Annotated in this window: 19 protein-coding genes and 1 tRNA gene; 10 read left to right on the top strand and 10 right to left on the bottom strand. The window is 57.5% G+C overall.

The window, feature by feature from the left end:
- Positions 1–96 precede the first annotated feature (96 nt).
- Genes VGG22_14935 through VGG22_14910 form a run of 6 tightly spaced genes read right to left on the bottom strand, consistent with a single transcriptional unit; the run spans position 97 to position 6,151 of the window.
- Positions 97–1,068 (bottom strand): NAD-dependent epimerase/dehydratase family protein, encoded by a 972-nt coding sequence (locus VGG22_14935; GenBank protein ID HEY1729670.1) that lies wholly within the window; start codon positions 1,066–1,068, stop codon positions 97–99.
- A gap of 4 nt (positions 1,069–1,072) precedes the next feature.
- The gene (locus tag VGG22_14930) at positions 1,073–1,711 is read right to left on the bottom strand and encodes a hypothetical protein (protein HEY1729669.1); all 639 of its coding nucleotides are present in this window, start codon (positions 1,709–1,711) and stop codon (positions 1,073–1,075) included.
- Between the two features lie 14 nt (positions 1,712–1,725).
- Positions 1,726–3,069: a Wzz/FepE/Etk N-terminal domain-containing protein gene (locus VGG22_14925; GenBank protein HEY1729668.1), complete on the bottom strand. Its 1,344-nt coding sequence runs from the start codon at positions 3,067–3,069 to the stop codon at positions 1,726–1,728.
- Position 3,070: 1 nt separating this feature from the next.
- Entirely contained in the window at positions 3,071–4,393 is a 1,323-nt protein-coding gene (locus VGG22_14920; protein ID HEY1729667.1) for a UDP-glucose/GDP-mannose dehydrogenase family protein, read from the bottom strand.
- Positions 4,393–4,965, bottom strand: a complete 573-nt coding sequence (locus tag VGG22_14915; GenBank protein HEY1729666.1) for a sugar transferase — start codon at positions 4,963–4,965, stop codon at positions 4,393–4,395. Before VGG22_14915 ends, VGG22_14920 begins: the two co-directional genes overlap by 1 nt.
- Before the next feature lie 46 nt (positions 4,966–5,011).
- Complete coding sequence (locus VGG22_14910; protein HEY1729665.1) at positions 5,012–6,151, bottom strand: SLBB domain-containing protein; 1,140 nt, start codon at positions 6,149–6,151, stop codon at positions 5,012–5,014.
- Between the two features lie 92 nt (positions 6,152–6,243).
- Between VGG22_14910 and VGG22_14905 the strand changes: the two genes are divergently transcribed.
- The 4 genes from VGG22_14905 (at position 6,244) to VGG22_14890 (ending at position 10,814) form a co-directional block, all read left to right on the top strand.
- Complete coding sequence (locus tag VGG22_14905) at positions 6,244–7,119, top strand: DUF6492 family protein (protein HEY1729664.1); 876 nt, start codon at positions 6,244–6,246, stop codon at positions 7,117–7,119.
- A 230-nt stretch (positions 7,120–7,349) separates the two neighbouring features.
- Entirely contained in the window at positions 7,350–7,973 is a 624-nt protein-coding gene (locus VGG22_14900) for a helix-turn-helix transcriptional regulator (GenBank protein HEY1729663.1), read from the top strand.
- Between the two features lie 5 nt (positions 7,974–7,978).
- Positions 7,979–9,007, top strand: coding sequence for an NDP-sugar synthase (locus VGG22_14895; GenBank protein ID HEY1729662.1), 1,029 nt, complete (start codon positions 7,979–7,981; stop codon positions 9,005–9,007).
- 517 nt (positions 9,008–9,524) lie between these two features.
- The gene (locus tag VGG22_14890; protein ID HEY1729661.1) at positions 9,525–10,814 is read left to right on the top strand and encodes a sulfotransferase; all 1,290 of its coding nucleotides are present in this window, start codon (positions 9,525–9,527) and stop codon (positions 10,812–10,814) included.
- A 125-nt stretch (positions 10,815–10,939) separates the two neighbouring features.
- On the opposite strand, the gene VGG22_14885 is transcribed toward VGG22_14890, so the two are convergent.
- Complete coding sequence (locus VGG22_14885) at positions 10,940–11,356, bottom strand: nuclear transport factor 2 family protein (protein HEY1729660.1); 417 nt, start codon at positions 11,354–11,356, stop codon at positions 10,940–10,942.
- Between the two features lie 344 nt (positions 11,357–11,700).
- Here VGG22_14885 and VGG22_14880 point away from each other — a divergent pair, with 344 nt between their 5' ends.
- Positions 11,701–12,090 (top strand): VOC family protein, encoded by a 390-nt coding sequence (locus VGG22_14880; GenBank protein ID HEY1729659.1) that lies wholly within the window; start codon positions 11,701–11,703, stop codon positions 12,088–12,090.
- Positions 12,091–12,926: 836 nt separating this feature from the next.
- Here the strand turns inward: VGG22_14880 and VGG22_14875 are convergent.
- The 3 genes from VGG22_14875 to VGG22_14865 all read right to left on the bottom strand — a co-directional run bounded on the left by VGG22_14875 (position 12,927) and on the right by VGG22_14865 (position 16,200).
- Complete coding sequence (locus tag VGG22_14875) at positions 12,927–13,421, bottom strand: hypothetical protein (protein ID HEY1729658.1); 495 nt, start codon at positions 13,419–13,421, stop codon at positions 12,927–12,929.
- Positions 13,422–14,283: 862 nt separating this feature from the next.
- Positions 14,284–14,892 (bottom strand): YqiA/YcfP family alpha/beta fold hydrolase, encoded by a 609-nt coding sequence (locus tag VGG22_14870; protein ID HEY1729657.1) that lies wholly within the window; start codon positions 14,890–14,892, stop codon positions 14,284–14,286.
- A gap of 18 nt (positions 14,893–14,910) precedes the next feature.
- Entirely contained in the window at positions 14,911–16,200 is a 1,290-nt protein-coding gene (locus tag VGG22_14865; protein ID HEY1729656.1) for a LanC-like protein, read from the bottom strand.
- Between the two features lie 922 nt (positions 16,201–17,122).
- Between VGG22_14865 and VGG22_14860 the strand changes: the two genes are divergently transcribed.
- From VGG22_14860 to VGG22_14840, 5 genes are all read left to right on the top strand, one after another.
- On the top strand, positions 17,123–17,644 hold the full coding sequence (locus tag VGG22_14860) for a hypothetical protein (protein ID HEY1729655.1): 522 nt from the start codon (positions 17,123–17,125) through the stop codon (positions 17,642–17,644).
- A 78-nt stretch (positions 17,645–17,722) separates the two neighbouring features.
- Positions 17,723–18,025, top strand: a complete 303-nt coding sequence (locus tag VGG22_14855) for a hypothetical protein (protein HEY1729654.1) — start codon at positions 17,723–17,725, stop codon at positions 18,023–18,025.
- A gap of 89 nt (positions 18,026–18,114) precedes the next feature.
- Positions 18,115–18,648, top strand: coding sequence for a hypothetical protein (locus tag VGG22_14850; GenBank protein HEY1729653.1), 534 nt, complete (start codon positions 18,115–18,117; stop codon positions 18,646–18,648).
- 1,151 nt (positions 18,649–19,799) lie between these two features.
- Positions 19,800–20,567 (top strand): hypothetical protein, encoded by a 768-nt coding sequence (locus VGG22_14845; protein ID HEY1729652.1) that lies wholly within the window; start codon positions 19,800–19,802, stop codon positions 20,565–20,567.
- A gap of 118 nt (positions 20,568–20,685) precedes the next feature.
- Positions 20,686–20,760, top strand: a tRNA-Val gene (locus tag VGG22_14840).
- Positions 20,761–20,795: the final 35 nt, after the last annotated feature.

Genomic DNA, 20,795 nt, shown 5'->3' with positions numbered 1-20,795 from the left:
GAGAACCGAGAGGATACGCTGCGGCGCGCTTACGCGTGCGTCTGTCCCCGCGAAATGAAAGTCTAAGTACTCCGCAGTTGTCGGTTGAACCAGCATTTAGGCGAAAGCACGACGTTCGTCGCGAAGCCACCGATATGTCGCACGCAAGCCTTCTTCGAGTGTCGTCGGGGGCGGCACGCCATAGGACCGAATTCGGGTGAGGTCGGGCTTACGCATCTGCGGATCCCCCTCACGCGCCGGCAGATATTGCGTTTCGAAAGCGACGCCGCAAACGCGAGCGACGACACGCGCAATCTCCTCCACTGTGAGTTCCTCGTCACTGCCGATGTTGACGGGTTGAAGTTCGGGCTGCGTCCGATCCATAACCGCTCGTAACATGACCATCGCATCGTCGACGTATGTCATCGACCGCGTTTGTTTTCCGGTGCCGTGGATGGGAAGTGGTAAACCTGCCTCGGCCGCGTGGAATAGCTCTGGGACCAAACGTCCATCGCTCTCGTCCATTGCCGGTCCATAACAATTGAAAAACCGCACGACGCGCCCGTCGAGCTGACGAGTTCGTACTGCGGTCGCTACCGCGGCTTCGCCGAACCGCTTGCCCTCGTCATAGCAGCTCCGCGGTCCAATCGGATCCACGTTGCCGAAGTAACTCTCCGGCTGCGGATGCACGAGCGGATCGCCATAGATTTCGGAAGTCGATGCGAACAGAAAGCGCGCCTCGTGTTCGAGCGCAAGATCTATAAGCGCCATGGTGCCAATTGCATTGACTTGCAGCGTTTCCCACGGGTGCTCGCCGTACGCTTTCGGACTCGCGGGCGACGCGAGGTGATAAATGCGCTCGATTCGAGTCTTTACGGCGTCGGCAAGGATGTGGCAAAGGTCCGCATATGGTTGCGCCACGTCCACGTAGACGAGCGTAGCACGTCCCGTGGAGATCGCGTATTCGAGGTTGCGAACGTGACCGGTAGAAAAGTTGTCGGCTATGATAACCGAGTGACCGTCGTCTACGAGAGCATTTGTAAGATGAGCGCCTAAGAAGCCGGCTCCGCCGGTTACGAGGTGGAGCATCTAATCAACGAGCTCGTCGAGCACGGATTTGCATCCCGGCACCTGTGGTTCCATTGGCTGCGTGCGCGGCAACTCGCCGAATTGGGTCTGCAATGTATTGCGCGCCGCCGACTTCATCGAAATGCTCGATACTCTCAGGGGTCACGGCGATTATACCGAGTACGCGCGCGCCGGCGCGGCCCAGCGCATGAAGCGTGAACTGATCGGCTTTGCTCGGCTTGCGGCCGAGGCGCAACGTAACGACTACCGCATCAACGGTCCGAGCCAGAGCCACGGTAACGTTGTGATGCATGAACGGCGGCGCATCGATGATCGTGTAATCAAATTCTTCACGCACTTGACGCTCGAGCGACTCGAGCGCGTCGCGTGCACGCGATTGCGTGCCGTCGCCTTCCGGCATCGCATAAATTGGAAAGCCGCAGCGTGCCTTCGTCTTGAAGCGACCGTTGACTGCAGCATCCGGATTGGCCGCCGCGTCGATGAGTGCGGTCTGATGTCCGGCCGACGCGAGGCATTCAGCGAGACCGAAGGCCGTGAGCTTAGCTCCATCGTCGGCCTTTGCCGAGGTCACCATAATGATGGAATGCAGTTTGACTTCGGCTTCGACACGCGTGCGAACGGTTTGAAAGTGTGATGCGAGCATTTCATTCATAGCGCTTACTGATCCATGCTCAAGGTCGCGATCAGATGCGCGCCATACATGTCCTCGATTTGACTTGGGCGGCGCAGGTGCGGATCCAGCATCTCAGCCACGTAGGCGCTCGCAAGCGCGAAGCTTAGGACAAGTAAGAAAACCATTGCAGCGAGTCGGATCCCGCTCAAACCAACGACGGCTGCGTCGGCCCGAACCGCACGATCGACGACGACGACTGAGCCTAGCGACAACGCTTCCGCGCGACTCGCGACGGCCGCCGTTCGTTGGCCGGTCAGCGCGAGATAATCCGCCTTTGCAGCGTCCTGCTTCAGCCTCAACTGTTCCTCAGTCGCCGTTGCGCTCGGCAAGTCGCGCAGCTGCGCCTTCGTCTGCGCTACAAGAGTATCGATTGCGGCGACCTTCGCCCGGTCGCCGATAATAACGCCTTCAGCCTTCCGCTGCTCGAGTTCGTTTGCGGCAAGCGACGGACTATAGGCGTTCGGAGACGCGATCGTCGCTCTCTCACGTGATTCGGTTGCCTGTCGCTCAGCCTCGACTTTAGTTTTCAATCCTGGAAGTCCAGGGTATCGCCCGGTATAGGCCGCCTTCGTGAAAGCTAGTGCTGCGGCGTCTTTTGCCGTTCCGGCAGCAAGTTCTCCATACGTCGAATCATTCTGAAGTTCTTCATGACGCGCGATCTTTGAGAGAGCTGGACTTCCCGAGAGCGCGTTTCGGGCCGCCATGTCGGCCTCGAGCGCTACTCGCGCAAATTGACGCTGGCTGGTTAGGTCGTCCAGCCTTGCGGTTAGCGCTGTGAACGCATGGTCCGATTGGACGAGAGGGTCGTGCGCGGACTGGACGGCAATCCGACGACTCAGCAGTTCTATGCGTTGCAACGATGCAGCGATGGCAGCATCAAGCTTCGCGATCGTCGAGTCGGCCCTGCTCGTTGAGATCGTTTCGTAATAGAGGCTGAGCTCGTCAGCAATTGCATTTGGTACGGCGACCGCGCGATCCGGCTGCGTATCGCGATACGTGATCTCCATGATGCTCGACCGAGGGCTCACGCGCGCTTTCACGGAGTGTTTGAGCGACGAGAGGCTGACGGGGAGCTTTAAATCCTCCATTACTCGCGACAGCACGGCGGTGCTCGTTGCGACCGCGGGCAAATCGATCGAGGTAACTGAGGGGTCGCGCCCGTTGTTATCGGCGACGATGAGGACCCGTGAGCTCGACTCATAGGACTTGGGAATGACGCGCAGAGCCAAGACCATAACGACCAAACCAACCGCTAAGCTGACGTACACCAAGATTCGCCGACGTTGGAGGACGTCGAGTATTTTGTAGAGATCGTGCAGCAGTCCCATATCAAACGACCGACGCGACGCGAGGGCGATCGACGGGAGCCCATACGCCCCGCCCTACGCCACGATAATTGAGACCCGCAGAAGCGACGCGATCCGGATCGAGGATGTTCCGCCCATCGATGACGACGCCTAAATTGAGCGTCGCGGCATAGAGATTCGGATCGATGCGCGCGAATTCGGGCCACTCGGTCAGCACGAGAAGCGCGTCAGCCTTCGCAGCCTCCAGCGCGGATGTCACGAGCCGGCTGTCGCGCGGAAGGGGTGCAACGTGCACGGCAGGATCGAACACCACAGTGGACGCTCCTCGTCGACTCAATTCTTCTACGATGATGAGGGCCAGGGAGTTGCGGATGTCGTCGGTGCCTGCTTTGAATGCAAGGCCCCAGACTCCGATTTTCGCCTCGGCAAGTGCGCCGATTTCGTTCTCGAGCAAGTCGATGATTTTCTTGGGCTGGGCATCATTGACGCGCAGCATAGCGGAAAGCAATTCCCGACCGACGCCTCGTTCGCGCGCGACGAACTCCATACTTTTGACGTCCTTTTCGAAGCATGGGCCGCCGAAGCCGATACCAGGTCGAAGAAACTGCGAACCAATTCTTTGATCGTAACCGATGCCTCGTAGGACGTCGTCCGCCATTCCATCGCAGGCGTCGCATAGGTTCGCAACTTCGTTGGCAAAGCTGATTTTAAGCGCCAAGAAGGCGTTAGAACAACACTTGATCAGTTCCGCGCTGGAACGCGACGTAAACAGAACTGGTCGCTGCAACCGTTCAAACAAGCGAACGTACCCAACGGCCGACGCGGGTGTCTCGCAGCCGACCACGACACGATCCGGATCGAGGAAATCTCGAACGGCTGTGCCCTCGCGTAAGAACTCCGGTGCGTAGACGACGTCGCCCCAGTCTCTTGCCAGATGCGCCAACGCGTCCGTGGTTCCGGGTGGAACGGTCGATCGAATGACAATTGTGGGCCACGATGCGAACTTTACCTTCGCGAGCTCATGGATCACCGATTGCAGCGCGCTGATGTCGGCCGAGCCGTCTTCTCGCGAAGGCGTTCCAACGGCGACGATCACGATTTGCGCATCGCGCGCGGCGGCGTCGAGATCTTCGAAGAAATGCATTTTGCCGGCGTCCAGATGCTCGCGCAGAGCCTCGAGGATGCCGGGCTCGCGATATGGCGGAATCCCTAGCTTCAGACGTTCTACGCGCTCCGCGCTGATGTCATAGCCATGAACGCGCCAGCCGAGCTCGGCGAGGCCAATCATGCAAGCCATGCCGACATAGCCAGTACCGACGATGCAGACGGCACGGGAAGAACTCATTAATATGCGCCTTTGGCGGAGACCAGTGAGTTGACCGTACGTAAGAGGATCGCGCCGTCAAGTAACGGCGATGCATTTCTGATGTAGTCGAGATCGAGGGCGGTCGCTTCCGGTCGATCGAGTGGAATTGTGGACCGGCACGTGATCTGCCAAAGACACGTGATTCCGGGAGAGATCACGTGCCGCAAGTGCTGCCACGGCTCGTAGCGTTTCATAATGATCCCCATCTCAGGCCGCGGGCCGATCAATGACATCTCGCCGCGCAGGACGTTGATGAGCTGCGGGATCTCATCGATCGACGTTCGTCGTAAGATGCGCCCGACGCGGGTTATGCGATCGTCACCGGCTGTCGTCGGTGACGGAGAATCGCCGCAAAATTCTTTCTTCATGGTCCGCAACTTATACATGACGAACAGGCGCTCGAAACGCCCGACGCGGCGTTGCGTGAAGAACATAGGGCGGCCGTCCTCGATCAAGATTGCGATGGCGGCAAGTATGAGGATCGCTCCCGCAAGAAAAAGGAACGTCAGCGCGAGAAACGCGTCGACAGCGCGGCGAATTCGGCGGGTCATGCGGTTTTCGCGATAGACAAATGTCGATCCAATGTCGGTTGGCATCTTAGAACGGCCTGACAAGGTAGAGCAACGGTGCCAGGGCCGCAAAGACGCCGCCGTAGTCGACCCTGTGTCCCTCTGGCACGAAGACCGTGTCGCCGTCAGTGAGCGCGGGGTTCTGCGATGTATCGCCGTGAGTCAGCGCGGCGATGTTGTAGATATGGCTCGTGCCGTTTTGAATGACGGTGACCTTTGAGAGATCGCCCCACTTCGTCGGACCGCCGGCGCTATAAAGAGCGTCGAGCAGCGAGAAATCCGTTTTCAGGACGACCGGGCCAGGCTTATCCACCATACCGACGACGCTGACGCGCGGCGCCGTGGGAACGACAAGGACGTCACCATCTTGTGCGGGCTGATGCATTTGCAGGTCGCCCAAAGCAAGTAGCTGCGTCTTATCGTTGCGCTGAAGCTCGAGGTGCGTTGATGCTGCGTTGGCGGTGACGCCTCCGGCTTGGTCGATGGCATCAGCGAGGGTCTCATCGCCGGAGACGAACGTCATGCCGGGGCGCGCGACGTCACCCAGAACGCGAACCGCGTTCGGTTTATTGACGAGAACGATCGTATCGCCGGGGACGAGTGAGGGCCCGCTGTCACCGCGCGCAGATAATGCGATCGCGTCATAGCTTCCAAGAACGACGCCGTCGCGCCGAACTGCGACGCGGCGAAGGTCGATGCGCGAGCGCTCGAGCCCCGCCAGATCCGTCCCTTTGGCTGGATTTGCGTTTAGGCCCGTACTCCCGCTCATGACCGTCGAAAGATCGGCCAGCCCGCCGGCGAGTGTCTCGCCCGGCAAGTATTTCAGAACGCCGCCCGGGCCGCCGGAAACGAAGATTGATTCGCTCTGTGCAACCAACTCGATGTCGACCGCAGCGTTGCGCACATAAGCGCCGAGGGCGCTGGCGACGCGCGCTGAGATTTGAGCAGGCTCTAGTCCACGGACATTGATCGTACCGACGAGCGGCAAGGACAATGCAGAGGATGCATCGACCGTGACCTTGCGCGAGAGCTCCGGATGATTGTAAACGGTAACCTGCAGCTCATCGCCGGCATGAACCATCGCAACAGCGGGCGCGCATACGAGAAAAGTCAGGATTAGCGTCGATATCGCGCCGAGGACAAACGATAAGCCGCGCTGTTGTTGCATCTGCAAAAGAATAAGCCACGGCGTCGTGACGCACTATAGCCCGAATTGGGCTATTGTGCATCAGCCACTTTTGTAGGAGTATCAAGCAACGTATGTACAGTGAGCAGATCGCGATCGTCACGCCTAGCTTCAAACGAGACCTCGAACTATGTCGCGCGCTTAATCGCAGCGTTCAGGAGTTTCTGCCGGAAGCGGTCCGACACTATATCGTCGTCGACCGTCGCGATCTACGGAATTTTCTTCCTCTGAGCAGCCGGCGAACAATCGTTTTGTGTAAAGAAGACGTTTTGCCGAAAAGTATCATCCAGCTGCCGCGCATGAATCGCTGGCTTACGACCGCAACTGTTCTTCCTATTAGTGGATGGCTGGTACAGCAGATAGCCAAAATCGCAATGGCATCACTTTTGTCGGAGTCCACTCTGCTGATGGTCGACTCGGACGCAGTCTTCGTTCGAGACGTCGAACCATCGATATTCGCCCGTGACGGTAAGACGAGACTCTATTGCAACCGTGACGGGATCACTCCCGACATGACTGCTCACATCGCATGGCACCGCAATGCTTGTGTTCTCCTGGGCCTTCCCAAGCAAACGCTTCCGCTCGACGATTACATTGGTCAGGTGATTAGTTGGAAGAGAGAACTCGTTTTGCGCATGTGCGAGAGGCTGGAGCAGGTCAGCGGGCATCGTTGGTACGACGCGATCGCGCGGATACGACAATTCTCGGAGTACTTGCTTTACGGAATCTTCATCCAGCGCGTCCTCGGGACCGAAGGGAATGTTTGGATCGACGAACGCGCTCGTTGCAATTCGCACTGGGCAACATCGAAATTGTCCGAGACCGACATCACGGATTTCGTTGGGTCTCTCGAAGCAGACGAGCTTGCTCTCATGATTAGCGCCCATTCCGGAACAACACACGACACGCGTGCCGCAGCCATCTCTCTAGCCACAAATGGACGTCTCTGACGCAATGTGTCGCGTGGTACAAACTTCCACGCTATGAGCAACGCACGGTAATCTTGAGTCACGTGCTGTGTCTTTTCGAACACATTGCGAAGACTTAACTTTCATACCGTGCCTTAAACCCTTTGTACAGAGGATAGCTCGGTCTAACACTTCAAGCGGAATATACGCGATGATCGTAAGCGGGTTCCGATCTTTTGCGTTCCCAAAATTCCAACCAAGGAGTAGACACGGTGAAGCCGCGTACGGCGCAGGTTCAGCATCGGAGCAATCTCGGCGCCGATCAGAGACGACAACATCGGGCGGCTGCATATTGGGCGCTCATTCTCATCGATGCAGCTTGCGACGTGAGATCTACATTCGTTGAGTCGCAGCGAGGCTACGATGGGATGTCCTTTGTTTGCGAGGGCGGGACTCGGCTGCTTCCGGAACTCCAAGCCGCGGTCGTACCGCTCTTAGAAAAGCTTGCACGCGATCCAGGAACTGGAGATTTATTGGTTCTGCTCGATGATGACCGCACGATTCGGCTGTCGCCGTTGAGCAGCGCCGGCGAGCAGATGTTTGCGGTCGTCATCGAATCCGATCGCAACGAAGATTGCATTACGCGAGCGGCGAGCCGTTATCGCTTAACCATCCGGCAAGTCGAGGTGCTTCTTCTGATTCTCGAAGGTGCAGGCGCGAGCGACGTTGCGAGAATTCTGCAGATCTCGGAATATACCGCGCAGGGATACCTCAAGACGCTACTCGTGAAGACAAGTGCGCGGAATCGCGCCGAGATGGTCGCGAAGGTTTTCGATTGGCCATCGGCGCGCGCCACCAGCCGAGACGAGATCAAGCCGTCGAGGCGACTCGCGTGAAGGCAATGATTCTAGCCGGGGGGATGAGCAGCCGCCTCTACCCGCTTACTCGAGATGTCCCCAAACCTTTGATCCCATTGGTCGGTAAGCCAGTTGTGGAACACATCCTGAGCTATCTGCGATCCTTTGGAATCCTCGATGTCGCGATAAACGTCCACTACCACGCCGAGAAGATTCGCGATCGCTTGGGCGATGGATCTGATTTAGGCGTTCGGCTTCACTATCTGCACGAGCGGAAACTCATGGGCAGCGCCGGAGCAGTTAAGCAGATGGAGCACTTCTTCCGGAATGATAACGAGCCATTCATCGTGATTGGCTGCGATGATGTTACGAATGTGGATCTTGGGGTTCTGCGGCAAACCCACGAATCGAAAGACGCGCTCGCAACGATTGCACTCTACGAAGCCACACAGGTCCATGCATTTGGCGTGGTTCTCATCGACGACACGGGCCGTATTAGGGATTTTCAGGAGAAGCCCCCAAAAGGCACCGAGCGTTCGCACCTCGTCAACACGGGGATATACTGCTTCGATCCAGCGATCTTCGAGCGCATCGCCGCGCACGAATTCGTCGATTGGGGGAAAGATGTTTTCCCGGTTCTCCAACGTCAAGGCGCTGCTTTTTACGGCTCTCTCGAGCCAGGGGCATATTGGAAAGACATCGGCACTCTGGACGAATATCGCCGCGCCACCGAGGACATTCTCGAGGACCGGTTCCGGCTCGACGGGGTACGCCGCAGCAATATCCCAGCTGACGCTTACATCGGCAAAGAGGTCGTTATCCGTGGCAACGTCGTGATAGGCGACGAAGTGCGCATTGGGGACTTCGCTCAAATCGTTGGTCCTGCAGTGATCGGAAACGGTGCACGGCTCGGGCACGGAGTCACAATCGAGCGATCGATTCTCTGGGACGATGTCGCCGTCGGAGATGGCGCAATCGTGAGCGCGTCGGTTTTGGGAACGTGTAGCCGCATCGCACCCGGCGCTACGGTTACGGACGAAGTCGTCGCAAATGGAGAACTCCTAGCGGGTTAGTCGCGGCATACCTCGACGGAGGTTATCCTGAGCGTAGCTCAGCGGAGACGAAGGCTCGGAATGCGACGTTCGAGGGCCTGGCGCAGCTTTCGCGTTCGATGCAATAACGAGCTCATGCCACGAACAGCGACCCTCGTTTGAGCAGTCTCAATGTGGCGCTCAAGCAGAGCCCGTCTCGCGAATGCGGGCGCCTAACATTCCTGGGAGCTCGTCTACAGTGCCTCTAAACTAGACCTGCCATGTTAGGTGAGTGGAAGCTCAGTGCGAGCGTCTTCGGAAAGCGGTAGCGCGCTCTTCCGACGACGCATTTTTGCGGAACGATTTGGCCGTGACACTCTGCGTCCTCGGAGAACACAACGAGGCTTTCGCGGAAATCAAAAAAGCGGTCGAATTGCGACCGAAGAACCCGGCCATCTACGTAAACGCCGCCGTCATCGCGGGATACCTGTTCGGAGCCGAGGGCACGCTTTTTTGGACAGAGGCCGCGCTCGCCATCGATCCCACACATGTTGGCGCAATGCTTCTGCACGCGAGATCTCTCGCAAGGCTGGGGATGTGCGATGAAGCGGTCACATTAAGCGGCATCGCCGTTTCGCTCGAACCTAAGAATGGTCAAGCGCATAGTTTTCTTGGTCTTTCACTCGCAGCCGCGCGACGCTATGACGAAGCCTTGATGGCGTTCGAACATGCAGAGTCGCTTTCGTCAGACGGCGACATCGCCGTGTACAAAGCGAGGGCGCTCCTTGAAATGGGAATGCAGAACAAGGCGATCGCTGATTTGGAGGCCGTCCTCAGCCGAGAACCACACCTCGTATCGGCAATGTATATACGAGCATTTGCCTCGGACTTTCAGTTAGACGATGAGCACATTGCTGCGATGGAACGAGCGCTGCAGTCGACACAATCGCTTTCCTTCGAGGATCGTGTGCGCTTAGAATTTGCGCTTGGCCGATCATATTTGTCGAAGAGCGACCTCCCTATCGCTTTTGTCCATCTCAATCTGGCCAATAAGCTGAAGCGCTCATCCATTCGGTACGACGTAACGACGGATGAATCCATAGTTGAAGACTTGATCCAACGCTACTCCGCAACGACTATGAGTGATTGGGGTGGCAACGCCTGCAAATCCGATATCCCCATCTTCGTCATTGGGATGCCTCGATCTGGGACAAGCCTCGTCGAGCAGATCCTCGCCTCGCATCCTCTTGTCTTCGGAGCGGGCGAGCTTGGTTTCGTTGCCTCCATCGCGCAACGGTTCGGAGCGAATGGCTTCGAGCAGCTCCGCGAAATGGGTGAAAGATACGTCGAACGCGCGTCGGCACTCGCGTCAAGCGCGACGCGGATCGTCGATAAGATGCCGCTTAACTTCTTTCACGCGGGCCTCATCCATCTAATGTTGCCTCGAGCTCGAATCATCCATTGCCGGCGTGACCCCGTTGACACATGCCTTTCTGCCTACGTTACATTGTTCGAAGAACACCTGGAGTTCACGTACGATCCAGATGAACTGTCGCGATTCTATCGTGCGTATGCACGACTCATGGCGCACTGGCGCACGGTGCTACCTCCCGAGCAATTTCTCGAAATCGAATATGAGAAACTTACCACGGAACCGGAAAATGCGACGCGACGCCTGATTGATTTTTGCCGTTTGCCCTGGGACGATCGCTGTCTGCTTTTCTATGCGACCGATCGTCCGGTGCGAACAGCGAGTCTTACTCAAGTGCGGCGACCGATGTATACGAGCAGCGTTGGACGGGGGCAAGAGTGGTTGCCGTACGTGCCTTTAGATTTGGAGGCTCCTTAGGGGGGACCCGCCCTTCAAGAGCTTGCCGACGCCGATAACGCGCTCGACTGCGTGACCATGACAATCGTCGATAAAATCATCACCGTCGAGACCGATGTCGTGAGTCTAGGCTATCCGGTTTTCACTCAGCAATTCGATGACGCGGATTTGCTGAACGACTCGTGTAGCAGCTCCGAAACCCAATGGCCGTCCTTCCACACCAGCACGTCGGTTTGGCACTCCCGAACGTTGACGTAGGGCTTGTGCTTCGACATGCCGCTGACTATTGCGCGCTCCGTCACCAGTGCGGTCACGCCGTAGATGCGCACGCGCGGTTTCGAAGTCGTCACCATCGTATGCGTCCAGATGCCTGCTTTGATTGCTTGGAGAATATCGTCACGACCGACCCAGCTCCCGTTGGCGCTGACGACGATCCAATCGCTCGCGAGAAGGTGACGCAGTGTCGTCGTGTCGTTCGCTAGCAACGCGCGGGAGATGCGGTCGTCCGCCGCAAGCGCATTCTGGGCCGTCGGGGGCGTCGGTGGCCGCGACGGCGAGGCCAGCCGTAAGCATGGCAGTGCTTATAAGAGAAAAGATAAACTTCGTGATGCTCGGCATCTGAAATCCCGCTGCTGCTCGGCGTCTGCACCCTTTACGGCGCACCCAGCTAAGAGTTTCGATGGATCGCTACTATTTTGAGTTTTCGATTGCCGCTGTCCCTCGACTTCGCTCGGGATGTCAAAAAGAGGCGCGGGGTACCAACGAGGCGCGAGGCATGTCCGAGTCGTCGTTTCGGGCGTTCCTTAACTTGCTGCTTTCTCGCGCTTGCGAATCGCCTGGGCGTGCGTTACGATCGCATCATCCGCGCGTACAAGCGCGACTTGATGTGTTATGACGAGGTACGGACGTGAGAGTACAGCTTGGAGCAGTCTGGCATTTCAGCCTTGCGGTCAGAGACCCGGAGAAGAGCGCGCAGTTTTGGACCGAGAACTTCGATCTGCAGGAAATGTTCCGGTCCGGTGAGAGCATCGCGCTGACGAACGACGCGATTATCATCGGCTTCTTCAAAGGCGTACCACATCCGGACACGATCGACCACATGTCGTTTAACCTCGATAGTATGCACGCGCTGCGCGAAGCGCTCGAGACGTTGAAGAAAAACGGCGTAGAACTGGAAGATCCGGACAACGAGATCGGCCCTGCGGCGCCGGGCTCGCCGCATATGGGCCTGTGGTTCCACGATCCGGACGGGTATCGCTGGGAGCTCTCGGTTCAGAACGGTGCCCGCGAGCGCTAGCCGCTAACGAGCGCGATATGACGGCGTCGTCTCGCGTCGCCTTCTGAACCGGTTGCGAGCAGCTGCAATCTCGCCCAAAATTTCGTCGACACAGCGAGTATTAGAACTGCGACCGATAGCGCAGCGTGGAGCACGAGCCACAACTACGTCAAGTTGGTCACTGTCCCTCGACTACGCGCTCCTTTCGAGCGCTACGCTCGGGATGACAAGAGAAGGGCGCGAGCAACCAGGGCGAGGCGCAGATCGAAGCGAGACCGGTCGCGCTAAAGGGAGCCCGCGTTTGGCGGGCCGTAGTGTAATGCTCCCTTAGGGGGCGCGTAGCTCAGGGGGAGAGCGCCACATTGACACTGGCGTTCGCGTTACGATCGCTCACGCACGAAATTGGAAGAGCCTCGAGAAATCGAGGCTTTTTCTTTGTGCATGGTGAGCATAGTGCGCATCATGCGCACTATGGGCGCTCTTTCGACGGTACAAATCGGGGTACGTTTTGCGCGCCCTCCATGTGGCACTCCAAGAACAAAGACCTAAACCCGCGCGGGTCTCGTCGACATCACGCCGGCGTCGACTTCCGATCACTTCGCGAAGGCCGATATCGAACACGCGAACCCGAGGCAGGCGGATTCTCCGTCACCGTACCAGCGCTGCCCCGAAGTTGCAACACAGGGAGACGACGTCGACGAAGCGCTCGCCAATGCGCGCGAAGCGATCGAACTCAGTTTGTAAGTGCGTCGCGACGAGGGAGATCCGATACCTGAAGACGTTGATCCGGACGTTTGCTTCGTGGAATTGCGCCAGAAAGGCTCGCATTGACGAAGATGCATCAGATACCGAGCTCGTTAAAGTGCTTTACACTCGGTAAAGATGAAGTGTCTTTCTCCTGAGGAGTCTTCAGTAAACGGCTCGTATCCAAGCTTGCGCGACCCGAAGATCCGGCTAATCTCCCCGAGTCCTTCGCCATAGACTCGCGCTTGTTCCATAAGACCGAGAGCGTCGTCCACGGAAACAGGAGTGTAATAGAGCCGTTGGTTCCTCGTCGCGACGTTGAACACTCGCACGTAGGAAGAAATCGGTCCATTTCCCTTTGCGTTTGAAGCTCGGCCGGGATTGTATGTGCACGAGATGACATCCTTGTCATCTTGGGAGGTCGTAACGACCGCGTAGGCGCCTATATGGTTCGACGGATTGTTCGGATCAACGAGGACGAACCGCGTGAGAATGTCTTGGGCGACGGCTCGCGCATATTGGGCCTGAAGCCGGGCCTCGGTACTCTGCGCGCAACCACTTGCGAAAACCATGATTGCCGCAGCAAGGAAGACTGTCACAGACTTCATCGGGGACGTTTCCGGCTGAGCGATGATGGGTCCCCGTTCCGCCTATGATTCCAGGGTCTGTTAGGGTAGCGATTAGGGTCCGCGGCGGGAGCCCTTGTTTGGCGAGCCGTAGTATAATGCTCCCTTGGGGGCGCGTAGCTCAGGGGGAGAGCGCCACATTGACACTGGCGCTCAATTCACGATCGCTCCCGCACGAAATGGGAGAAGCCTCGAGAAATCGAGGCTTTTTCTTTGCGCATAATAGGCATAGTGCGCATGTTGCGCACTATGGGCGCTCATTCGAGGGTACGAATCGGGGTATGTTTGAGCGTCCTCAATGTGGCGCTCCATTCTTAGGAAAAACAATTTCCGTCTAATTTGATGGGCGAGCCCACAATAGGGCGAAGTGCCGGTCTTCTTCGTCGCCTGAAGGCTGTTCCGTGAAACCCAGGCGCTGCAACAACTTGATCGACGGCAGATTGCGCGCGTGTACGTCAGCGCAAAAGCGCGTCATGCCATGTGTTGTGAGCCCTGCCCTCGGACATGTGCCCGCGATACACCACAATTGGAACGTGGTAGTCGACAACGAGAGCAAAACGCAATCTCGATCGTTCCCATCCGTAGTTGTGCGAATGGACGATTTTCGCGATCCATGCGCGTTGCTCGCGAGTCAGCGGCGGCCCGTGGGACTTGAAAGCCGCGCTCACGGGATACGATCGGTGGAGTGGTCTGGGCGAAGCAGCAATCACTGACACGGCTGGCTGATATGTGGTGCTAACCGCTTTCGATGTTTCGTGCGCGCAGGCAACGAGCGCAATGACCATTAGCGTCCAAAGCCACCCAGAAAACGTGTGCACAAGCCTCGGCCCACGATCTCCCGAGATCATGCCTGAAGCAGTTCGCGCAAAAATGGATAACTTCGGTTGGTATTGGACCCGATCCGCAGCGGCTCTATGATATCGTGCGAGAATCCGAGCCCCCTTAGAGAGCGGTGTTCCACAAGCGCACCCTCATGATGACGCCATACCGACGTTAGGCACCGGATAGCTCGATTATTGACACAACACTCTCCCTGATTTGAAGCCAGTATAATCGGCGATCGAGGGGCCTGCGTTCTCGCGACCGTCAAAAGATCTCCGGCGAGCGCTAGCGTTTCAGCGACCGCGTGCGTCGCGAAGCGAGGATAACCGTGGGCTGGCATTAGATTCTCGCGCTTGATCGGATCCCACCAGACAAAGAAGTTTGGCATTCGCCCGAGCACCTTCGAAAACGCAGGCGTGACGATTCTCGAAAGTCCCATGATCCCAAGAAACGGGGAGATAGCCAAAACCTGCTCTACAGCGTGACGTTGCGCGACCCATGCGGCCAGCAATCCGCCGAGCGAAAAACCAACGACGCGAACGTTCTCTCCCAAATCGCGTGCGATTTCGAGAGCCTCACTGACGCTGACAATCGGGGCTTTTTCTCTGCGCATAATGGGCATAGCGCGCATCTTGCGCACTATGGGCGCTCATTCGAGGGTACGAATCAGGGTGCGTTTACGGACTGAAAATGTGGCGCTCTCGCTTGGAAGAAAGTCGATCATCGGGAGGTCCGTAACCGCGCTGACACAGGCGCCCAAATAAGCGGCTGTACCGACGTCTCCTGTCCAGAATGAGAACCACGGTATGTCTTTCGCCGCGCGTCGCCGCTCGATGCCTTCCAACGCGTGCATCGCGAAAGATCGTGCTCGGTCGAGCCATTTCCCGTCGCCGGTGCGGCGGTAGAGCTTCAGAAAAGACCAACCATTGCCAGCCGCGCCGTGGCAAAGCCCGGCATCATCTCGGGGAGGACCGGCCAACCAGATCAATTCGCCAGCTTGGAGAAGCAACTCATCAAAAAGCGAATCTAAGTCCAGTGGGATGGAGTTCAGCGCAACAATGAAGCCGGGCGCTCCATGACACCACTGGAGTCGCGGCGCATATCTCTCGACGGACGTGTTAGGCAAAGGTTCGACCCCGTAGATCTTGCGCCAGTTCACATATTCGCCGTCCGTATCCGCGAGATTCCGAGCGGTCTTAGCGACCTGACGGGTAAACTCAACAAAATCGACGTCCACTAAATCGCGGGCCGCTAGCACTGCTTGAGCCGTTCCAGCGAAACCATGCGCGGCACCGAGATACGCCGACCACTCTAGCCGGTAAATGTGTTGGACCCACAATCGGCAATCATCCGGAAACAACTCAAGGTCGCTTAAAAGATCCGCAGCGATTCGCGACGCAAGTTTGCGCCAACGCTCATCGCCGGTACGTTCATAAAGAAAACGAACCGCGTGCAAGTGACCCGGACTACCAGCGAACAACTCGCGGGCTTCGGGATCGACGTTGTTAGCCGCGTCTTCGTAGAACGTTTCCGCAGCTCCATCATCGCCTGCGTAGACCGCCGCTACCAAAGCCGGGCCGGCGATGCCGATCATGTAGGACCCTCTGGCAAATGGGTTGTGGTCAAGCTCCGCCTTCGCGCAACGATACGTCGTCGTCGCGGCGAGGCCGAGATCAAAGTCAACTGCGCCTGTGTAGTGTAGTGCGGCCAGGCCCATGATGACGCCGGCGGCACCATTGTACAGCGACGTTAAAGGACCGAGATCCGCACCGGAATCTTCGAAGTCATCGGGATGAGCCGGCCAGAGTTCCGCCTCGCTAAATGCATCAATGGCCTCACGCGCGATGGTTCGGGCTGCGTCGAGCGCCGCAGACTCATTCCACGGCGTAGTGGAGACTGGCTCATGCCGATTTGGCGACCACAACGTCAACGGCTTCAACCCAAGAGCGCCGTCTCGAGGCGACGACGTTCGTTTAGTAACTGTGCGAGATTACGATCGGCATGTTCAACACGGGACTTAACATTCATCAGTGATGTTCATCGCCGTCAATCGCCCGTCGGCGAACAGAAATGTCGTACGCTCGCCACACGGGGAGTACACTTGAGAATACCTGATAACTCGATAATATGACAACGTCCGCTGATGTAAGGCTCGCGCTACCGGACGGAGTGCTGCGCGACCGTATACTGCCTCAATTAGTGACGGCTCGTCGCCGAGTCGGATGCCGCTTTGAGTTCTAAGCGTGATCAGGGATCGCGTCGCGATTGTCTTTGGTGGAGCTTTCGCATTAGATGCAATAACGAGCTCATGCCACGAACAGCAACCCTCGTCGTAGTACGCAATGCGGTGCACAGGATCGTACACGGCATGGCCCTGTGGGGGCCCTGCGGAGCCGTATACGAAGTGGGTTCCGCGATAAACGCCGCGCATCCCCAAAAATGTCAGTGGACCAGAGCCCGCAGAATCGATGATCCGGTCACGGACCGTCGTCCTCGTCGCTAGCGATGGCGCAATCAGGACGTTCGGTACCAGAGGCAACCACTTCCCTATTGCCTCGCTACAGGCGTCACCGAAGTAAGGACGGCACATCGCATCCAAATCAGCGGAACGCGCGCTCGCACCTATGAGCGCAACGACCAGTGCCAGGATGCTAAAGCTTGCAACGTTCGCTCGTCTATTTGACGTAAACGGCATGTCGGTTTCCTTAATGCGCTGACTCGAGGACACTCTCCCGGTTAAGTGCGTTCGATCTCAGTGTCGACAGTACCGATCATCGTACGGACGCTTAAGTTCCCAGTGTCACGCAAGGCTTGGCTGGTATCCTATGGGAAGCACCCCGTAACGGACTGTGAGGGTTTTCATGAAGACACTCTTACGCAGCGTGTCATTGTGGTGTGTTGTTGCCGCCGTCGCCGCGGTCCATGCGACATCGTTTGCGGATGAAGCCTCGCCGACGCCGAGCGCCGCAACATCACCGGCGTTTTCATCAGGCGGCCAACTCGCACCCGTACACATCATTACTTGTCGCTTGGACTATCAAGTCGGTGGCATGTTCGGCCTGCTCGGAAAAAATTCGGGCGCGCTAACGATCAGCTTTACAAACGAGAGCAACAAGCAAATCGATGTGGCACGCTTCGCAATCGATCTCGAAGGGAAGACAGCGTCGATTCGGGACGTCGGCAAGTTTGCGCCCGGAATAACCGTCAATCATAACTTCAAGGATTTTGCGGGTAACATGCAGTGGGTTTTTTCGCGTCAGCCGCAGCCGACATGCCAGGTTACCTTCGTCAAGTTCGACGACGGCACGGTCTGGGGCGAAACTGGCGAACCACTCCCCGAAATCAGCCCTGTTGCCTCACCCTCGCCGAGTGCAAGCCCGTAAGACCGGATGCGCTTCGCGGGGGCTCTTCTTCTCATCGTGATCGTCAGCTGCGCGCGGCCCGCGCTTGGCGATCAAAGAGTGTCGCCCGTACAGATCGATCTCTGCAGACTTAGCTACGTCAACATTCCCGGGAGCGCCTTATTAGGACTCGCTGGCGCTGTCCTCGATCTTGCCAAAGAGAGCGGCCCGCTCGTCATCAAGTTTACAAACGAAGACGACAAGGCCGTCACGAGCGTTCGCTTCGCGATCAAACTCGACCAACACTGGATTTCCATTACTGACTCTGGAACATTCAGCCCGGGTGTTACAGTCGATCATCAATTTCGGAACATGCGCGATCTTCACTTTGTGATATCGCGCGAAGCCCAACCCAAATGCTAGGTCACGTTAGTGCAATACGCCGACGGTACGCATTGGGGTCAACTTGCCGACCCCGTACCATCACCGTTGCCGACGGCATCGCCCGCCTGATGAAGAGAGCAGAGGCACCATCCGTCGGTCTTCCGCCTGCCGCAACGCGGATCATCAGGATCGTGCGCTCTTTTGTTTGGCTGGCGGCTGTCGGCTCAGCAGCTGCGCTTCTACATTTCCATTGGTTGGCATCACTGCTCATTTTGTTCATCACCTCGGCACTCATGTCGCGGCGACTTTACTTGGGATTCTATTCGGTTCGACTTCCCAGCTTCGACGAACTCGTCAAAGGCGAGGTCTTGAGCGGCGCTAGCGAAGCGGAAGCAATAAAGCATGTATCACAGGGAGAAATTTCGTCTGAGATATTACGCGGAATAGCGAGCGTCGCGTTGAACGTCGGGCTTGTTACGACACTATACGATCCCGGCGTGGAGCGACTCGTAACCGCTTGGTTCGAATCGAGCATGAAACACAGCGCGCTCTGGATCGTTGGTGCTGGTGCCTTCTTCATATTGTTGCCGTACGTCGTCTTAGTCGCGGATCGGCATACGCGAGAAACGCTGTTCACCACGCGTCGGAAGATCAAGCAGTGAGGCGCTGCCGTGGGCTACGACAGTGTCGACACCTCCCGACGCAAATCGAAAACCAGCAACAGCGTAAGGCCGCGTCTCTGAGTATTCTATAAGGTTCATGCGCTACGCTGGTGGCCGGGGGCGATCTCTTGCCACAGAACACGCCGGGTTCGAAGCATCCGCTGAACACCGATATGGTGCTCGCGTATTCGAAGCGCTTTTTGTTATACGGCTTCGCCATCTCGCTGCTCGTGCACGGAACTCTCGGACCGCTCATCGAGTGGAAGCCACAAGCGCTCGGAACGCCAGAACCTCTGGAATCCGTGAGTATCACGACCATGCCTCACACGCCGGAGCCGACTCCGGTCCCCACTCAGAGCTCGACGCCATCGCCGGCGACGCCGCGGCCACACAAGGTTGCGCAATTCGTCCCCCGCCTACCGAAGACGTCAGCCGAAAAGGGCGACAGTGAGTCCGAGCATAGTTACTCAAATACCGTTGGGTCGCCTGAGGGAATCCCGCAGGCCAATGCTGACACCGGTCCGCCGGCAACGCTCGCGCCTACACTCGCGCCAACGCCGATGAAGCCCGCGTGTGCTGTGCCTAAGGCTCCGGCGGCGGCAACTTATAAAGCTACACCCGAAATGCCCGAGATCGCACGTCAAGCGGGCGCAAGCGGCACGGCGCAGATCCTGGTTAACTTGGACGATAGCGGCCGTGTCGTTTCTGCATCCGTCTACACGTCTACGCGAAACAGCGCGCTTGACAACGCCGCGCTCCAAGCCGCGCAGCAGTCGAGGTACTCGCCCGCTCGACAATTGCGCGAAAACTGCAGGAAGCTATCTCTATATCGTCACGTTCGAGAACCAATAGGCGCGTTACGCGCAGCTCGTTTCGAGGACCCGCGTTGAGCTACTCGCCGGAAGATCTTGCTACGCACCACCCAACGACGTAGCTTCCACCGCCAGTGCAAGCTACGATCGCACGAGCTTTTCCGTCGACACTTTACTAGGCGGAAGATCGTCATTCGATCGTGGTAATATTACGAAAAGACGGTGACGTGCGAAATTCCACGGAGGGTACTGATGTTCCGATTTGCCGTTGGTCTCGCGGTTCTCGCAATCACTCAAACGCTCGCGGTCGCGTCAGCTTCTAGCGTTCCGCTAACATGGATGGGACTAACGCTCGGGCAGACTCAAGCGGACGTTCTGTCAACAAAAGGCGAGACCGGCTTTACGTCGGGACCGGCCATCGATTCGATAACATACATTTTGTACAACATCCATGACGCGTCGGGCGTGCTTGCAGTGCGCTTCCACGCCGGTCGCGTTTCCTCCATTGCGCTAGGACGGTCAATCCGAGGCGGCGGAGCTCCTTCTGACGGAGATCCACATGGAATCACGTTGGCAATGTCGCGCAGCGACGTTGCAGCCAAGCTCGGCAAGGGCAGCATGGCATCGGCCAATGGCTTCGATACCTACGAATATATGACGCCCGATGGCCTTACGTGGCGATACTCGTTTCGAGGAGAGACGATGCAATGGATCTATGTGGCGTTATCGAATGCGATGATCGAGGCGCTGCCCCGTGCGCCAACCTTTAAATTGCACGCGGGCACATCATTCGATGACGCGCTGGTCGATGGCGCCGCAGACGATCCGAGTGGAGTGGCAAACGAGGGCTTTTATTTGCATAGTCAACGCTGCCCCAGCGGGCCCTGGCAAGAAACGAAACAGGCGCTTGTAAAACATAACAACCGGCAATACGATGTACCACGTTATCGTGCTCAGATGGAACGACGAGACTACTGTACGTCGACATCACCTCCTTTTTTGGAAAATTCTGATAGCGACCCCAGCTCGAAGTCGAGCACCGGCAGCGATGGTCCAGAGTTAGCGCTGTCCCTCGACTTCGCTCGGGATGACAGCCGAGGAGCGTAACAGCGTAACTGACCAAGCTTGAGGCCGAACTCCGACGCCATCGGAGCGACCTCACCGGAGGCGCCCGGCCCTCGACGGGAGCCAGCACTAGAGGGCCCGTAGTATAATGCTCTCTCAGGGGCGCGTAGCTCAGGGGGAGAGCGCCACATTGACACTGTGGAGGTCATAGGTTCGAAACCTATCGTGCCCACCATATCTGATACGACGCCCGCTGGGCGTCGTATCTTC

The organism is Candidatus Baltobacteraceae bacterium, from assembly GCA_036489885.1.
Classification (GTDB): domain Bacteria; phylum Vulcanimicrobiota; class Vulcanimicrobiia; order Vulcanimicrobiales; family Vulcanimicrobiaceae; genus JAFAMS01.
Note: the sequence above shows the minus strand (reverse complement) of the source record. Positions and strands in the feature narration are given on the sequence as shown.

What these genes read in the sequence shown, in the direction of transcription:
- VGG22_14935 (HEY1729670.1), bottom strand. Translation starts at nt 1,068, where the DNA reads ATGCTCCACCTCGTAACCGGCGGAGCCGGCTTCTTAGGCGCTCATCTT.
- VGG22_14930 (HEY1729669.1), bottom strand. Translation starts at nt 1,711, where the DNA reads ATGCTCGCATCACACTTTCAAACCGTTCGCACGCGTGTCGAAGCCGAA.
- VGG22_14925 (HEY1729668.1), bottom strand. Translation starts at nt 3,069, where the DNA reads ATGGGACTGCTGCACGATCTCTACAAAATACTCGACGTCCTCCAACGT.
- VGG22_14920 (HEY1729667.1), bottom strand. Translation starts at nt 4,393, where the DNA reads ATGAGTTCTTCCCGTGCCGTCTGCATCGTCGGTACTGGCTATGTCGGC.
- VGG22_14915 (HEY1729666.1), bottom strand. Translation starts at nt 4,965, where the DNA reads ATGACCCGCCGAATTCGCCGCGCTGTCGACGCGTTTCTCGCGCTGACG.
- VGG22_14910 (HEY1729665.1), bottom strand. Translation starts at nt 6,151, where the DNA reads ATGCAACAACAGCGCGGCTTATCGTTTGTCCTCGGCGCGATATCGACG.
- VGG22_14905 (HEY1729664.1), top strand. Translation starts at nt 6,244, where the DNA reads ATGTACAGTGAGCAGATCGCGATCGTCACGCCTAGCTTCAAACGAGAC.
- VGG22_14895 (HEY1729662.1), top strand. Translation starts at nt 7,979, where the DNA reads ATGATTCTAGCCGGGGGGATGAGCAGCCGCCTCTACCCGCTTACTCGA.
- VGG22_14890 (HEY1729661.1), top strand. Translation starts at nt 9,525, where the DNA reads ATGCTTCTGCACGCGAGATCTCTCGCAAGGCTGGGGATGTGCGATGAA.
- VGG22_14875 (HEY1729658.1), bottom strand. Translation starts at nt 13,421, where the DNA reads ATGAAGTCTGTGACAGTCTTCCTTGCTGCGGCAATCATGGTTTTCGCA.
- VGG22_14870 (HEY1729657.1), bottom strand. Translation starts at nt 14,892, where the DNA reads ATGCGCGCTATGCCCATTATGCGCAGAGAAAAAGCCCCGATTGTCAGC.
- VGG22_14860 (HEY1729655.1), top strand. Translation starts at nt 17,123, where the DNA reads ATGAAGACACTCTTACGCAGCGTGTCATTGTGGTGTGTTGTTGCCGCC.
- VGG22_14850 (HEY1729653.1), top strand. Translation starts at nt 18,115, where the DNA reads ATGAAGAGAGCAGAGGCACCATCCGTCGGTCTTCCGCCTGCCGCAACG.
- VGG22_14845 (HEY1729652.1), top strand. Translation starts at nt 19,800, where the DNA reads ATGGGACTAACGCTCGGGCAGACTCAAGCGGACGTTCTGTCAACAAAA.